General features: G+C 67.1%; 10 protein-coding genes. 1 reads left to right on the plus strand and 9 read right to left on the minus strand.

Features of this window, described 5'->3' with window-relative positions; genetic code table 11:
* Nucleotides 1-92: 92 nt before the first annotated feature.
* The 9 genes from AC4AMJ_RS16750 to AC4AMJ_RS16790 all read right to left on the minus strand — a co-directional run bounded on the left by AC4AMJ_RS16750 (nucleotide 93) and on the right by AC4AMJ_RS16790 (nucleotide 12,970).
* Nucleotides 93-1,562 (minus strand): cell division protein PerM, encoded by a 1,470-nt coding sequence (locus tag AC4AMJ_RS16750; protein WP_489913402.1) that lies wholly within the window; start codon nucleotides 1,560-1,562, stop codon nucleotides 93-95.
* A gap of 201 nt (nucleotides 1,563-1,763) precedes the next feature.
* Nucleotides 1,764-2,903 carry a hypothetical protein gene (locus AC4AMJ_RS16755; protein ID WP_489913404.1) on the minus strand — a complete coding sequence of 380 codons (1,140 nt, stop codon included), beginning with the start codon at nucleotides 2,901-2,903 and terminating at the stop codon, nucleotides 1,764-1,766.
* Nucleotides 2,904-3,008: 105 nt separating this feature from the next.
* Nucleotides 3,009-5,018 (minus strand): acetoacetate--CoA ligase, encoded by a 2,010-nt coding sequence (locus AC4AMJ_RS16760; protein ID WP_489918452.1) that lies wholly within the window; start codon nucleotides 5,016-5,018, stop codon nucleotides 3,009-3,011.
* 61 nt (nucleotides 5,019-5,079) lie between these two features.
* Nucleotides 5,080-6,720 (minus strand): AMP-binding protein, encoded by a 1,641-nt coding sequence (locus tag AC4AMJ_RS16765; RefSeq protein ID WP_489913406.1) that lies wholly within the window; start codon nucleotides 6,718-6,720, stop codon nucleotides 5,080-5,082.
* 39 nt (nucleotides 6,721-6,759) lie between these two features.
* Nucleotides 6,760-7,650, minus strand: coding sequence for an HpcH/HpaI aldolase/citrate lyase family protein (locus AC4AMJ_RS16770; RefSeq protein WP_489900006.1), 891 nt, complete (start codon nucleotides 7,648-7,650; stop codon nucleotides 6,760-6,762).
* 4 nt (nucleotides 7,651-7,654) lie between these two features.
* The gene (locus tag AC4AMJ_RS16775; protein ID WP_489900005.1) at nucleotides 7,655-8,155 is read right to left on the minus strand and encodes a MaoC family dehydratase; all 501 of its coding nucleotides are present in this window, start codon (nucleotides 8,153-8,155) and stop codon (nucleotides 7,655-7,657) included.
* Nucleotides 8,152-9,297: an acyl-CoA dehydrogenase family protein gene (locus AC4AMJ_RS16780; protein ID WP_489900004.1), complete on the minus strand. Its 1,146-nt coding sequence runs from the start codon at nucleotides 9,295-9,297 to the stop codon at nucleotides 8,152-8,154. Before AC4AMJ_RS16780 ends, AC4AMJ_RS16775 begins: the two co-directional genes overlap by 4 nt.
* Nucleotides 9,297-11,351 (minus strand): acetyl/propionyl/methylcrotonyl-CoA carboxylase subunit alpha, encoded by a 2,055-nt coding sequence (locus tag AC4AMJ_RS16785; RefSeq protein ID WP_489900003.1) that lies wholly within the window; start codon nucleotides 11,349-11,351, stop codon nucleotides 9,297-9,299. Before AC4AMJ_RS16785 ends, AC4AMJ_RS16780 begins: the two co-directional genes overlap by 1 nt.
* 5 nt (nucleotides 11,352-11,356) lie before the next feature.
* Entirely contained in the window at nucleotides 11,357-12,970 is a 1,614-nt protein-coding gene (locus tag AC4AMJ_RS16790) for a carboxyl transferase domain-containing protein (protein WP_489913408.1), read from the minus strand.
* Nucleotides 12,971-13,201: 231 nt separating this feature from the next.
* On the opposite strand from AC4AMJ_RS16790, the gene AC4AMJ_RS16795 reads away from it, so the two are divergent.
* The gene (locus tag AC4AMJ_RS16795; protein ID WP_489913410.1) at nucleotides 13,202-16,765 is read left to right on the plus strand and encodes an indolepyruvate ferredoxin oxidoreductase family protein; all 3,564 of its coding nucleotides are present in this window, start codon (nucleotides 13,202-13,204) and stop codon (nucleotides 16,763-16,765) included.
* The last annotated feature ends 111 nt before the right edge of the window (nucleotides 16,766-16,876 follow it).

Consider the following 16,876-nt stretch of genomic DNA (forward strand, 5'->3'; position numbering starts at 1 on the left):
ATACTCCAGGCCCGGCAGCTGCGTTCACACTGAAGAAGCCTAGTGGTCGGTGCACCCGCCCGGATCGCCGGGGGCGGTGGCGGTCTGCGACGTCAGCGATTCTCGCTCGAGTATTCGACCTCGGTGGTGCGAGCGTCGGTGGTCTGGTCGGTGCGGTCGAACGGGCCGGGCACTGCGCCCTCGTCACCGTCGACGACCTCCCACTCATCGCCGTCGGCCCACTCGACGTCATCCGATTCGGTGGACCGGGCCTCGGTGTACCCCGAGTCCTCCTCCGCCCAATCCTCGCCTTCGTAGTCGTCGAACTCGCCGTACTCGTCGTCGAGGTCCTCGGGATCCTCGTAGTCATCGGTCAGGTACTCGTCCTCGTAATCGAGGTCGTAGTCGTCGTCGAAGTCCGCGTCGACACCATTGCGGCGAGCGGCCCGGGTGGACGGAAGCGCCCCGTAGATCAACGCGACGATCAGACCGACCACCGCGATCCATCCGAGTGTGAACACTCCCGCCGTGGGCAGCGTGACGCCCGCGTCACCGAACTCACCCAGTTCCCCGCCGGCCATCACACAGAGCACGACCACGGTCGTCGCCGCAACCGCCGAGGCCACCGCCACCGACCGCACGTTGGCGAGTGGATCTAGGTCGCGGCAGCGCAGTGCGACCACCAGCGCGATCGATGCGGGTATCAGGAAACCGATCAGACCCAGCATCCCGGCCGCGGATTCGGGGAGAGCGCCCAGGATCGGCACCGGTGGAAGCGGTCCGCCGCGGACATCGAGCAAATCGACCGACGCGGTCCCGATGTGGAAGTCGGACCCGACCAGGACCGAGGCGGCACCGACGACAGCGTTCGGCAGGTAGAGCACCGACAAGGCCGCCAACCCGAGGTAGCCGTCGAAATCGTTGCCGTCGGCCAGCAGCTGCCCGGTCACGTGCCAGCCGATGATCAGCCGCACGACGACCAGGCCGGCGGCGCAGGTGAGCAGCGCGGTGATTGCCAACACTCCACAACGCACACCGCGCCGCACGGATGGCGGGACCCCGAAGCGGTCGCAGAGCTCTTCTCGGCGACGCCATCCGATTCCGAGCAGAGCCGCGGAGCCATGGATGGCGAGTGTGTAGCCGAACGCCATCAGCGCAGACGGACTCTGGACCGGCATCACCGATGTCCCGTCCATCACGACGGCCAGCGACAGAGCGGTGATCAACATGGGCCCGCCCACCGCGGAACAGAAAACCGCCGCGAGCTCGGAGGCGGGACGCTCGGTGCCACTCGCCGATGCGGACATCCTGGCCGCGGCAACCGCGATCGCCAGGGTGGGCAGCATCGGCAATATCCCGATGGTCACGCCGCTGAGCGTGACCGGTACCTGATGGACAGCCAGCCAGATCGCACCGATGGCGATGCCGAGCCCGTCGAGTCCGCTGCCGGCGAAAAGCAGGACCGTAACGGTCACCGCGGCGATGATGACCATCGTGATCACCGGGACGGCGAACGCGACCATGACCAGTGCGCGCGCGGAACCCTCGGTCACCGACCGCTGGGCGCGGTTGAGTTGTCGCATCTGGCGGAGACGCGACGCGAGACTGTCAGCGGTAGGCGAGGGCATCGGTTACGAGACTGACACGATTGCTTCGCCTCACCGGGCAGACGCGCCGCGCAGACCTCAGAAAGCGACATGCGTCGCAGCAGTCGCATGGACGCTCGGGTCCCGACAGCACGATGCCCCGCCGATCGCGGCGGGGCATCATGGGAATTCTCGAGATCAGTGACCGTTCGGCTGCTCCGGCTTGCTGATCTTCGTGGTGGCATCGCCGGACGCCTCAGCGGTCGGGTGGTAGCCGGACGTCGACGAGCCGGACTCCGAGGCGCCGGCGGTCGGCGTGTACCCCGCACTCGAGGTGGTCGGCGACTGCGACTGCACCTGGCTGTAGGCCGACGGATCGTAATTGGCCTGCTTGGTGGCGCCTGCGCTCGAGGCGCTGTGGCCACTCGACTGTGTATCGCCGTAGGCGACGGCCTGAGTCGGTGCGTGGGCCGCAGATGCGGTGGCCGGGGGCTCCGAGGTGCCGGCAGCGTCGGATGCAACCTTCACCATCTCCAGGACGACGAGCAGCCAGAACACCGCGAGCGCCGCGATGATCAGGGTCAGAGCCAGCTGGGAGTAGTCGACACCCGAGTTGGAGATCAGGTTCGAACCCTTCGAGGCGGTGTAGATGACGTCATACAGCTGGCTGATCGCGGTGGCGACCGCGACGGCACTGATCACCGGAACCGTGACCCTGGTCTGCACCTTGGGATGCAGCGTCAGCAAGGCGAGTACGGCTATCAGCGCCAGATACGGGAGATAGGCGCCGCGGTTCCAGAAGCTGACGACCGCTTCCACCGCCGCGATGGAACCCACCGCGATCGCGAGGAGCTGACCGATGTTGGCGGGCAGCCCTTGCCCGACGGGCTTGGGTGCAGGTTGGCCGTACTGCCCGTAACCCTGCGGATATTGCTGCTGCCCGTAGCCCTGCTGCGGGTACTGCTGTCCATACCCTTGTGGGTACTGCTGTCCATACCCCTGGGGATACTGCTGACCGTAACCCTGCTGCCCGTAACCGGGTGTCGCCTGTCCCACACCAGAGGGTGCGTCGGCGCCGCCGGACCCGTAGCCCTGCTGGCCGTAACCGGGCTGGGCACCGTACCCGGGCTGGCCATAGCCCTGCTGGCCGTACCCCTGCTGGCCGTACCCCTGCTGGCCGTAACCGGGCTGGCCATAGCCCTGCTGCCCGTAGCCCTGCTGTCCGGGCGCCTGCTGGCCGTAGCCCTGCTGGCCGTAGCCCTGCTGACCAGAGTCTTCCTGGCCCTGCCCCTGCCCCTGCTGGCCATGCTGGCCGTAACCGCCCTGCTGGTAGGTCATCGCTTCTCCTGCTCGGTCGTGATTCGCCCCCGCGGTGAGCGCTGGTGTCGCGCCCCACGCTAGTACATGGTCCACGCGCGATCGTGTGCCGCGCTCATTCCCTCACTACCACCGATGGGCGCGACCCTGCGCGGCATACCAGTCGATCAGCCCGTAGTCGTCGACCGACTTCGGGTCGATGCTGACCTCGGCCCGGCCGGCGAGGATACCGGTCACGGGCACCTCCAGCTTCTTCCCGGTCCGGGTGTGCGGGATACCCGGCGCCTCGATCACCTCGTCCGGCACGTGACGCGGGGACAATCTCGCGCGAACCTCGGACGCCAGCCGCGCCCGCAGGTCGTCGTCGAGCACCGCGCCCGGGACGAGCGTGACGAACAGCGGCATCCAGTACGCCCCGCCGGGACCGTCGACACCCAGCACGAAACCCTCCGCGATCTCGTCGATGCCCTCCACCACCTCGTAGATGTCGGCCGATCCCATCCGGATGCCGTGGCGGTTCAGGGTGGCGTCGCTGCGACCGTGGATGATCAGTGACCCACGTGCGGTGACCGTCACCCAGTCCCCGTGGCGCCACACCGCGGCGTCGGACGGGGTCTCCCACTCGTGTTCGAAGTAGGCGCTGCGGTATCTCGATCCGTCCGGGTCGTTCCAGAACGAGACCGGCATCGACGGCATCGGCGCGGTGATCACCATCTCGCCGACCTCGTCGATGAGCGGCGTCCGGTCGGCAGCCCAGCTCTCGAGTGCGACGCCCAGATAGCGGACCGACAGTTCACCTGCCACGACCGGCACTCCCGTCGAGCCGCCGGCGAACGCGGTCACCACGTCGGTTCCACCGCTGATCGACGAGATCGGGACGCCGCCTCTGACGTTGTCGTCGACCCAGGTGAACAGATCGGCGGCCAGCGTCGACCCGGTGCTGCCCAGGGTGCGCAAAGCGGACAGATCGTGGTCGCGGCCCGGCACCAGGCCTGCCTTGCGGGAGGCCTGAAGCTGGCCCGGGCTCGTCCCGAAATAGGTCACGCGCTCCGATTCGACGATCTGCCAGAGCCGATCGGCGTCCGGATACAGCGGCGAGCCGCTGTAACAGACGATCCGTGCTCCACACAGCAGTCCGGCGACCTGGAAGTTCCACATCATCCAACTCAGGGCCGTCTGCCAGAAGAAGACGTCCTCGGGCCCCAGGTCAGCGTGCAATCCGCCCGCCTTGAGGTGTTCGACCACCACTCCCCCGTGGCCGTGCACGATGCCCTTGGGTTTTCCGGTGGTACCGGAACTGAACAGCACCCACAACGGATGATCGAACGGCACCGCGACCGGGTCGATCACGCCGGTGTCGGCCGGGTGCACCGCCTCGGTGTAAGCAATCCGACGCGGCCCGTCACCTGCCGACACCGCCTCACCTGCCGACATCGCCTCACCTGCCGACATCGCCTCACCTGCCGACGTCGCCTCATCGGGGGCGTCGACGACGACATGCGCGAGGAGTCCGGGCAGCAACCCGGCCAGCGCCACACTGTCGGCCGACTTGTCGACGACCTTGCCGTTGTAGCGATAGCCACCCGCACTGATCAACACCTTCGGCTGCAGCTGCGCCAATCGGCCGGCAGCGCCCTCGGGTGCATAGTCCTGGCCGCAGCCCGACCAGATCGCCCCGACATACGCGGTGCCGAGGAAAGCGATGACGGCCTCCGGGATGTCCGGCAGGTAGGCGGCGACCACGTCACCACGGCCGACGCCGAGCGAGCTCAGGGTCCGAGCAAAACCGTTCACCAGTTCGGGCAGCTCCGACCACGCGATCTCGGTGCGAGCACCATCCTCACCGATGCCGACGATCGCCGCGCCGGTACGGTCGGCGTGCCGCAGCACCGCGGACACATAGTTGAGCTCGACCCCGGGAAACCATTGCGCGCCCGGCATGTCCGCGATGGCGAGCACATCGGTGGCGGACTCCACGGCCGGGGATCCCGGACCCGCCATCGCACCGAGGTCGTAGAAATCCCAGATGGCACGCCAGAAGTCACCGGGTTCGTCGACCGACCATTGCCACAACGCTGCGTATCCGTCCAGGTCGCGGCCGGTCCGGTCTCGGACCAGGCGCGTGAACGAGGCCATCTGCGTTGCGCCGGAATCACTCCGGTCAGGTTCGGTCACATCATCTCACCCTAGGGCATGTCTAGCCGTGTCCGAACCCCAGGATCTCGACGGCCTCCTCGCGCATCTGGACCTTGCGCACCTTGCCCGTCACGGTCATCGGGAACTCTTTGACCACATGCACGTAGCGGGGGATCTTGTGCCGCGCGATCTTCCCGTTCGCGAAGACACGCAGGTCCTCGACGGTGAACTCGGTTGCGTCGTCCCGCAGTCGGACCCACGCCATCAGCTCCTCGCCGTACTTGTCGTCGGGCACACCGATGACCTGTGCGTCGAGGATGTCGGGATGGGTGTAGAGGAACTCCTCGATCTCCCGCGGGTAGATGTTCTCGCCACCGCGGATGACCATGTCCTTGATACGGCCGGTGATGCGGACGTACCCGTTGTCGTCCATCACCGCGAGGTCACCGGTGTGCATCCAGCCATCGGCGTCGAGTGCCTCGGCGGCCTTGGCGGGCTCGTTCCAATAGCCCTTCATCACCGAGTAACCCTTGGTGCAGAACTCCCCGGTCTCGCCACGCCGCAATGTCTCCCCGGTTCCCGGGTCGATCACCTTGATCTCCAGATGTGGACCGACCCGGCCGACCGTTCCGACGCGGAGTTCGAGCGGGTCGTCGACCCGGGTCTGGGTCGACACCGGCGATGTCTCGGTCATGCCGTAGCAGATGGACACCTGTTCCATATGCATCCGGTCGACGACCTGCCGCATCACGTGTTCCGGACAGGGCGAGCCGGCCATGATCCCGGTCCGCAGGCTCGACAGGTCGAAGCCGTGTGCGTCACCGCGCTCGTCCATCAGTGCGAGTTCCGCGATGAACATCGTCGGCACCCCGTAGAGGCTGGTACAGCGGTACTCCGACACCGCCGCCAGCGTGGCCTCCGGGTCGAAGGCCGGCGCGGGGATCACCATGGCGGCCCCGTGACTGGTCGCTGCCAAATTGCCCATCACCATGCCGAAGCAGTGGTAGAACGGCACCGGCAGACAGATCCGGTCGGCGTCGGTGTAATCGAGCAGCTCTCCCACGAGATACCCGTTGTTCCCGATGTTACGGTGCGAAAGGGTGGCGCCCTTGGGGAATCCGGTTGTGCCGGAGGTGTATTGGATGTTGATCGCGTCGTCGGGAGACAGCGATGTGGCAATCTGCGCGACGGCTGCCGCCTCGTCGGCCGTGGGTTCGGCCAGCAGGGCCGTCCACTCCGGTGTGTCGAACAGGATCACCTCACGCAGATCCGGACGTTTCGGCCGCGCCTCGGCCAGCATGGACGCATACGCGGAGTCCTTGAACCGTTCCGCCGCGAGCACAACGCTGCTGCCCGACTGGGCCAGTGCGTACTCGATCTCGTTCTGCCGATACGCGGGGTTGAGGTTCACCAGGATGGCGCCGATCTCGGCGGTCGCGTACTGGGTGAGCACCCATTCGAACCGGTTCGGCGACCACAGCCCCACCCGGTCGCCCGGGGCGACACCGAGGCGGACGAGGCCGGCAGCAAGCGCCCGCACATCGCGGTGGAACTCGGCATAGGTCCACTGCCGTCCGGCGGCCGCGTCGATGAGCGCCAGGTTGCCGGCGAACGACGCAACCGTCCGCGCCAACGTGGCACCGATGGTCTCGGTGAGGAGTTCGGGTGTGCTCTCACCCTCGGCGTAGGCCATTTCTGTCATGTCTCGCTCCGGTTCTCGTGAGGACTGGTGGGCCGACGATCATTCGGCGGTGGTGGACGGGCCCGTGGTCGCGACATCGCGGAGCGCGGCGGCCCGGGCCAGGACCACCTCGGCCTGCCGCAGCACCGGACCGTCGATCATCTGGCCCTCGATGCTGAACACCCCACCCCGATGCTCTTCGTTGCCGTCCATCACGCGCCGGGCCCAGTCGATCTCGTCATCCGACGGCCGATAGCCGGCACGGATGTGCTCGACCTGCGAGGGATGAATACACGCGGTGGCGGTGTATCCGAGTGCGACGGCGTCGCGGACCTCGGCGACCAGGCCGTCGACGTCACGGATGTCCAGATGCACCGAGTCCACCGCGAATTTTCCGTGTGCCGCGGCCGCGATGCGCACCGACGAACGGACGAAACGGGCGACGTCTCGGTAGGTCCCGGCGCGATCCTCGTCGGGTCCGAACCGGCTGGATTTTCCGCCGAGTCCGGCGACGAGATCCTCGGCACCCCACATGAGTCCGATGCAGTTGACGGCTTCGGCGATCTCGCTCACGCGGGTGGCGCCGAGCGGGGTCTCGATCAGCGCGATCGTCTGCAGCGCGGTGTGGATGATCGAATCCGCATCCTCGGCCTTGGCCTGCATGACCACCCGGTAATTGGTGTCACCGATGGCGGCGAGATCGCGACGGTAATCGCCGGTACCCGACGGATTGATCCGCACGATGGTGCGATCGGGATCCAGCGGGTTGGCGACCAGGGCCTCCCGCGCGGCCACCCGGTTCTCGGCGGCGACGGCGTCCTCGAGGTCGAGGATCACCACATCCGCACGATCGAGTGCCTTCTGGTAGCGCTCGGGCCGGTCGGCCGGACAGAACAACAAAGCCGGTCCGGGCGGTGTCCAGGGGTTGTGCAATTGCTGGCCGGGCTGCATTTCTCTACTCCACCGTCTTCTTGCGCACCAGCGTGGCCCGCGCCGCACGCGCAACGACCTCGCCGTGCTGATTACGTCCGATATGGGTCAAGTTCACCACGCCCTCACCCGGCCGGGACCGGGATTCGCGTTTGCCGGTGCACTCCGTTTCCGCATACAGGGTGTCACCTGCGAACAGCGGCGCCGGAAAGGCCACCTCACTGAATCCGAGGTTGGCGACGAGTGTGCCCTGGGTCAGCTGAGACACCGACAGACCCACGATGGTGGACAGGGTGAACATCGAGTTGATCAGCCGTTGGCCGCCGAAGCCCGGTTGCTCGGCCGACCACGCGGCGTCGAGGTGCAGGGCCTGGGTGTTCATCGTCAACGTGGTGAACAGGACGTTGTCGGCCTCGGTGACCGTCCGGCCCGGCCGGTGTTCGTAGATGGTGCCCTCGGTGAACTCGTCGAACCACAGACCACGTTGGACCACCCGTACCCGGTCGGCGGCACTCTGCTCGGTCATGCGAAACCCAGCTCCCGTGCGATGAGCATCAGTTGCACCTCGGTGGTGCCCTCGCCGATCTCGAGGATCTTCGAGTCCCGGTAGTGTCGGGCGACCGGGTACTCGTTCATGAAGCCGTAGCCGCCATGGATCTGCGTGGCCATCCGGGCGTTGTCCATCGCCGCCTCGCTGGAGACCATCTTGGCGATGGAGGCCTCCTTCTTGAACGGCTTGCCCGCCAGCATCTTCGCCGCCGCATCGTAGTAGGCGGTCCGCGCCACATGCGCGCGGGCCTCCATCCGGGCGATCGCGAACGACACCGATTGGTACTGCCCGATCGGTTTGCCGAACGACTGGCGCTCCTTCGCGTACTTCACGCTCTCGTCGACACATCCCTGCGCCACGCCGGTGGCGAGCGCGGCGATCGCGATCCGGCCCTCGTCGAGGATGGACAGGAAGTTGGCGTAGCCCCGCCCGCGCTCACCGAGGAGGTTCTCGGCGGGCACCCGAGCGTCGGCAAACGACAGCGGATGAGTGTCCGACGCGTTCCACCCGACCTTGTTGTAGGCGGGTTCGGCGGTGAAGCCGGGGGTGTCGGAGGGCACGATGATCGTCGAGATCTCCTTGCGGCCGCCGTCGCGGGTGCCGGTGACCGCGGTGACCGTCACCAGCGACGTGATGTCGGTGCCCGAGTTGGTGATGAACTGCTTGGCGCCGTTGATGATCCAGCTGTCGCCATCCTCTTTGGCGGTGGTGGCGGTCGCGCCGGCATCCGAGCCGGCACCCGGTTCGGTGAGACCGAAACCGGCGAGTGCCCGACCGGTGGTCAGGTCCGGCAGCCATCGCTGTTTCTGTTCCTCGGTGCCGAACTTGTAGATCGGCATGGCGCCGAGACCGACACCGGCCTCCAGGGTGATCGCCACGGACTGGTCGACCTTGCCGAGTTCCTCGAGGGCCAACGCGAGTGCGAAATAGTCACCGCCCATCCCACCGTATTCCTCCGGGAAGGGCAGCCCGAACAGCCCCATCTTGCCCATCTGCGACACGACCTCATAGGGGAAGCTGTGCTCCGCATCGTGTTTCGCCGATACCGGGGCGACGACCGACTGCGCGAAGTCGCGGACGCTTCCGATGAGGTCGGTGTACTCCTGACTGAGTTCCATCAGTCCTCCTTCTGCACGTGTGCGATTGTCTGTCCGGCGGCGACCTTGTCGCCGACCTTCGCCGAGACGGCCACCACGCCGTCCACCGGCGCCGTCAACGTGTGTTCCATCTTCATCGCCTCGACCACGATGATCGGGCTGCCCGCGGAGACGGTGTCGCCGGCCGTCGCCGGGACCGCGACGACGGTGCCCGGCATGGGACTGAGGATCTCGCCGGCGTTCTCGTCGGCAGCCTCTTCCAACAGTGGTCGGGCCAGGTCGAGCTGCCAGGAGCCATGCGGGCCGGCGACCCACCAGGTGCCGTCGACCTCGGCCTTCGACCAGGACTGACTGACCCCGTCGATGATCAGGCGACGCGTCTGCGAGCCGGGCGAGCTGCCGTCATGGCGATCGATGAGCCGATACTCGACCGCGGCCTGCCACGGCTCGCGGTCGGTGTCCTCATAGGTCACCGTCGCCCGCCCGGTCAGCTTCTCCTCGGTCGCGGACTCGACCAGGATCGAGACGGTGAAATGACTTGTCCCCGAGACCAAGCGGGTCACCACGGGTGTCGGTTCGCCGATGCGCCAACCGACCGCCGACTGCCAGACGTCGCCGCCGTCGCGGGGCCCGATACGGGCGACACCGACCAGCACCATGGCCTCCGGTACGGGTTCGGGCGCCGCATAGTCGATGACCAGCCGATCGAGCAGTTCGGTGTCGAGTGCGGCGTCGCGCACCGATTGCTGGGCGAGGACGTAGCGGCAGAAGTCGATGTTGGTGACCAGCCCGAGCACGCGGGTGTGCGCCAGCGCCTGGTCGAGGCGTTCGAGCGCCTCCTCACGGTCGCTGCCGTGTGCGATGACCTTCGCCAGCATCGGGTCGTAGTCGCTGCCGACGACCAGATCGTCGGCCATCGCGGAATCCACACGAATCCCGGTGCCCGGTGCGGTGTCCGGGTGTTCGAGATGCGCTATCCGGCCGCCGGTGGGCAGGAATCCGTTCGCCGGATCCTCGGCGTAGACGCGCGCCTCGATGGCGTGCCCGTGCAACACGATGTCGTCCTGGGCCAGGCCGAGGACCTCCCCGCGGGCCACCCGGATCTGCTGCTCGACGAGGTCGACGCCGGTGACCAGTTCGGTGACCGGGTGTTCGACCTGCAGGCGCGTGTTCATCTCCATGAAGAAGAACGCGTCGGGGCGATGCGCCGACACGATGAACTCGACCGTGCCCGCGCCCGTGTAGCCGACGCTGCGCGCCGCGTCACACGCCGCTTCGCCGATGCGAGCACGGGTCTGGTTGTCGAGCAGTGCCGACGGCGCCTCCTCGATCACCTTCTGGTGACGACGCTGCAGCGAGCATTCGCGCTCGCCCAGGTGGATGACATTGCCGTGTTCGTCGGCGAGAACCTGCACCTCGATGTGTCGCGGGGTGTCGACGAAATGCTCGAGGAACAGGGCATCGTCACCGAAGGCCGACCCGGCCTCGCGGCGTGCGCGCTGCAGTGCAGCGGGTAGCTCCGCAGCGTTCTCGACGCGGTGCATACCCTTACCGCCACCACCGGCGCTCGGCTTGATGAGCACCGGGAATCCGATGTCGGGTGCGGCGGCGATCAGGTCCTCGTCGGTCAGGCCCGGCCGGGACAGACCCGGCACCACCGGCACATCGCGTTCGGTGACCGCTGCGCGTGCGGTGATCTTGTCACCCATCGTCGCGATCGCCTCGGCCGGCGGACCGATGAAGGTGACACCGGCGTCGGCGAGTGCCGCGGCGAACTTCTGATTCTCCGACAGGAACCCGTAGCCGGGGTGCACCGCGTCCGCACCGGTGTCGACCGCCGCGCGCACCACCGCATCGATGTCGAGGTAGCTCTGGGTCGCGGCAGCGGGCCCGATCCGGACGGCGACGTCGGCCTCGCGGACATGACGTGCGTCCGCGTCGGCGTCGGAATAGACCGCGATGCTGCGGATGCCCATGCGGCGCAGCGTGTCGATCACGCGGCAGGCGATCTCGCCGCGGTTGGCGATCAGCACACTGCGGATGGGCCTGGTTGTTGTGAGAGTGGTCTGGTTCACGGTGATCACATCCGGAAGACGCCGTAGCGCGGTTCGGTGAGGGGGGCGTATCGGCATGTCTCCAATGCCAATCCGAGGACTGTCCGGGTTTGTGCGGGATCGATGATCCCGTCGTCCCAGAGGCGCGCAGTCGAGTAGTACGCGTCCGACTGGCGGTCGAACTGGTCGCGGATGGGCGCCTTGAACGCCTCCTCGTCCTCGGCCGCCCACTCGTCGCCGGAGCGTTCGACCTGGTTGCGACGGACGGTGGCCAAGGTGTCGGCGGCCTGCGGGCCGCCCATCACCGAGATGCGGGCGTTCGGCCACATCCACAGGAATCGCGGCGAATATGCCCGACCGCACATCGAGTAGTTGCCCGCGCCGAACGATCCGCCGACCATGACGGTGAGCTTGGGCACCCGCGCGCAGGCCACGGCGTTGACCATCTTGGCGCCGTTCTTCGCGATGCCGCCCTCCTCGTAGGCACGGCCCACCATGAACCCGGTGATGTTCTGCAGGAAGACGAGTGGGATGCGCCGCTGGTCGCAGAGTTCGATGAAATGCGCCCCCTTGAGCGCGGATTCACTGAACAACACCCCGTTGTTTCCGATGAAGCCCACCGGGTGTCCGTGCACATGGGCGAAGGCGGTGACCAGGGTGGTGCCGTAGTTGGCCTTGAACTCGGTGTATTCGCCGGCGTCGCTGAGGATCTCGATGACCTCCCGCACGTCGTAGGGTGTCCGCGAATCGGTGGGCACCACGTCGTAGAGGTCGGTCTGCGGGCGACGCGGCTCGCGCGACCCGATGGTCTCCCACTGCGCGTCATCACGCGGACCGAGCGTCGCGACGATCTCGCGGACCTTGGCCAGCGCCTGCTCGTCATTCTCGACGAGATGGTCGGTGACACCGGAGACCGACGAGTGCATGGCGCCACCGCCGAGCTCCTCGGCGGTCACATCCTCGCCGGTGGCCGCTTTCACCAGCGGCGGGCCGGCCAGGAAGATCGTTCCCTGATTGCGCACGATGACCGTCTCGTCGCTCATCGCCGGGACATACGCCCCGCCTGCTGTCGACGACCCGAGCACCGCCGCGATCTGCGGGATGCCGGCCGCGCTCATCGTCGCCTGGTTGAAGAAGATGCGGCCGAAGTGATCGCGGTCGGGGAACACCTCGTCCTGTTGCAGCAGCATCGCCCCACCCGAGTCCACGAGGTAAATGCAGGGCAGCCGGTTGGCCGCCGCGATCTCCTGCGCGCGCAGATGCTTCTTCACCGTCACCGGGTAGTAGGTGCCGCCGGAGACCGTCGCGTCGTTGGCGACGATCATGCATTCGCGTCCGGCGATCCGCCCGACACCGGCGACCACCCCGGCTGAGGGCACACGACCGTCGTACATCTCATGAGCCGCGAGTGGCGCGACCTCCAGGAACGGCGAACCGACGTCGATGAGTCGATCCACGCGATCGCGTGGGAGCAGTTTGCCGCGGGAGATGTGCCGGTCGCGGGCCTTGTCGCCGCCGCCCCGCCGAGCCTGCGCAAGCAGCTCGCGCAACCGGGCGACACCGGCGAGATGGACCGCGCGAAATCCCGCGGCCGAGTCGGCGGTATCGGCCGCTTCATTACTGAACGTGCTGGTCACCATCGACCTTTCAGTTAGTAGCGATTAACTGAATGCATCGTACGACACAGTCCGGCGACTTGTCACGCCTCACGTGGACCGCCATCTCATTGTCGCAGCCGACGTGACGTGGCTCACGTGTATTGCGTAGTGTGAAGGCAGGCCCACCACCCACGGGCCCGCACAACCCGACGCCCGCGCCGCCACACCCCCGGTGGTCGCGGACCGACATATGACAGAAGGCCAGGTAACCCCATGACCCTCGCAGACGATCGTGCGCACCGACTCGGTGCCCGCTCCGACGACACCGCCGGATTCACCGGCGCCTCGTTCTCACTCGACGAGCGCTACACCCGGGAGACCGGGACCATCTATCTCACCGGCATTCAGGCCCTGGTCCGGATGGTCCGCGACCGCGCCTACATCGACCGGCGACAGAATCTGCACACCGCGTCGTTCATCTCCGGATACGAGGGCTCACCACTCGCCGGTTACGACCTCGAGATCGCCCGCCGCCGGGAATACCTCGAGCCGTTCGACATCGTCCACCGCCCCGGCCTCAACGAGGAGCTCGCCGCGACATCCGTGATGGGGTCACAGGTCGCCGGACAGGTGGCTGAACTCGCCGCCGACGCCGAAGGCACCACACGTGACGGCGTCGTCGGCTATTGGTACGGCAAGGCAGCCGGTCTCGATCGCGCCACCGACGCATTGCGGCACGCGAACATGATCGGCACCCATCCCTGCGGCGGAGCCGTCGCGATCGTCGGCGACGATCCGGGCGCCAAGAGCTCGACCATCCCGTGCGCCTCGGAGATGGCGCTGGCCGATCTCTACATGCCGATCATCTATCCCGCCGATTCGCAGGACATCGTCGACCTCGGCGTGCATGCGGCGGTGATGAGCCGGGTCAGCGGGCTGTGGACGTCGATGAAGATCTCCGCGCACGTCGCCGACGGCTCGTCGACCGCCGAGGTGGACCCGAACCGGATCATGCCGGTCTATGGCGACCTGGGACGCAGCCCGCACGTGCCGAGTGGGCGGCTGTTGGGCGCGAGTCTCATGGAGCTGGAACAGAATCAGCTCACAACCCGCATTCCCCGAGCCCAGGAGTACGCCCGCCTCAACGGCCTGAACAAGATCGTGGTCTCCAGCCCCGACGACCGCATCGGCATCGTGACCGCGGGCAAGACCTACCTGGATCTGCGTGAGGCGTTGCGGCTCATCGGCATCACCGACTCTGACCTGAACCGCGCGGGAATCCGCATCCTGAAACTGGGCATGGTCTACCCGATCGAACGAGACATCCTGAACCGCTTCATGTTCGACACGGCCGGCGGGGACCTGGACGAGGTCATCGTCGTCGAGGAGAAGCGCGACTTCATCGAGACGATGATGCGCGACATCCTGTTCCGGCATCCACGCGCACCGCGGATCGTCGGCAAGACGAATGAGGACGGCTCGACGCTGTTCTCCCGCTTCGGCGAACTCGACACCGACGCGGTGGCCCGCGGACTTGCCAAGCGGCTCGCCAAGCACCACCACGTGGACGCCGCACAGGACTGGCTGGACCGGAAGTCGAAGCGGCGTGGGCGGATCGAGCTGCCGCTCGCGGTCCGCACGCCCTATTTCTGCTCGGGGTGCCCGCACAACAGCTCGACCAAGGTCTCCGACGGGACACTGGTCGGCGCCGGGATCGGATGTCATGCGATGGTGCTCCTGATGGACGAGCGCCAGGTCGGCGACATCGCCGGCGTCACCCAGATGGGCGGGGAAGGAGCCCAATGGATCGGGATGGCGCCGTTCGTGACCGCCGATCATTTCGTCCAGAACGTCGGCGACGGAACATTCATGCACTCCGGTTCTCTGGCGCTGCGCGCCGCGGTGGCATCGGGCGAGAACATCACCTACAAGCTGTTGTACAACGGCACCGTCGCGATGACCGGCGGACAGGACCCGGTGGGCGCGATGAGCCTGCCGCGACTGACGTCCCTGCTGCTCGATGAAGGGGTGAAACGGATCGTGGTCACCTCCGACGATCCGGAACGGACACGGGCGCTGCGCCTCCCGGGGCAGGTCGAGGTGCGCTCGCGCGACGACATGCTCGAGGTGCAGACCGAGCTCGCAGCAGTGCCCGGGACCACCGTCCTCATCCACGATCAGCACTGCGCAGCCGAGAAGCGCCGTAAGCGCAAGCGGGGCACCATGAGTACGCCCAACCAGCGGGTGATGATCAACGAGCGCATCTGCGAAGGCTGCGGCGACTGCGGCGAGAAGTCCAACTGCCTGTCGGTGCACCCGGTGCAGACCGAATTCGGCCGGAAGACACAGATCGACCAGAGTTCGTGCAATCTCGACTTCTCCTGCCTCAAGGGTGACTGTCCGTCGTTCGTGACCGTCACGCCCGGGACCAAACGCGCCGGCCGCCGCGCCGACGCCATCTCGGCTGCGATCCTGCCTGCACCGGCACTTCCCGCACTCCGGGAGTCGTTCGCCATCCGTGTCACCGGAATCGGTGGAACCGGAGTGGTGACCGTCTCGCAGGTCGTGGCGACAGCGGCGGTGCTCGACGGTCACGCCGCGCGCACCGTCGACATGACGGGGCTCGCGCAGAAGGGCGGTGCCGTCGTCAGCGATGTGAAGGTGACGCGCAGCGTCGTCGAACAGGCCGGCAAGGTGGCCTCCGACGACTGCGACCTCTATCTGGTGTGCGATTCGCTGGTCGGCACCGACCCGGCCAACCTCAAGGTCGCGGCGCCGGAGAAGACCGTGGCCGTCGTGTCGACCACCCAGATCCCCACCGGCTCGATGGTCATCGACACGAGTGTCGGATTCCCCGCCGACGCCGCGGTCCACTCGGCGATCGACGCGAAGGTCTCGCGCGCGGTGTATCTCGACCCGGGCACGCTGTCGACGGATCTGTTCGGCGACGAGCAGTACGCCAACATGCTGATGGTCGGTGCCGCGTATCAGGCCGGGGCGCTGGCGATCTCGGCGGAATCCATCGAACGCGCCATCGAACTGAACGGCGTCGCGGTGGATGCGAACATCCAGGCGTTCCGGCGCGGTCGGCAGATTGTCGACGACCCGGACGCGGTGACGCGCGCGTTGTCGGCGTTGCACGGTGTCTCGACGGTGGAGGTGGGCCCGAGTTCTCGGGCCACGTCCGCGGTGAGCACGCTCGGGAACCTCACCGAGGACCTGGCCCACACCATCGCCATCCGCTATGACGAACTGATCGCCTATGCCGATGAACGGTACGCCCGTGAGTATCTCGACCTGGTGGACCGGGTGCACCGCACCAGTCCGGCGGATGATCTGACCGACGCCGTGGCCCGCAATCTGTACAAGTTGATGGCCTACAAGGACGAGTACGAGGTTGCCCGGCTCACGCAGGACGAGGCATTCGCGGCCCGCATCGCCGAGCAGTTCGGTGACGACGCCAAGGTCGCCATTCGCCTGCACCCGCCGACGCTGCGCGAGATGGGGATGAAGGAGAAGATGTCGCTGGGCGCATGGGCCGACCGCCCTCTGGCCGGCCTCGCCAAGATGAAGCGGCTCCGCGGCACCAAGCTGGACCCGTTCGGCCGCAACGAGATCCGACGCACCGAACGCGCGCTGATCGTGGAGTACCGGGAGCTGATCGAAACCCTGCTCTCGGCCCTGCACGACGGCCGGTTGAGCACCGACCAGCTCTCCGCGATGGTCACGCTGGCCGATCTGCCGGACATGGTCCGCGGCTACGAGAGCATCAAGATGGCCAACGTCGAGCGCTACCGCGAGGAGGTCACGAAGCAGCGAGCTGCGCTGGGGCTGTGACCTCGGGTCACACTCGGGCGGTCTCGATACGCACTCACTGCGTTTGCGCTACTCGACCAGCGGTTTGCTGGTCGAGTAGCGCGCGAGGAACGAGCGAGCGAATCGAGACCA

It is taken from the genome of Gordonia sp. LMA484 (genome assembly GCF_058129505.1).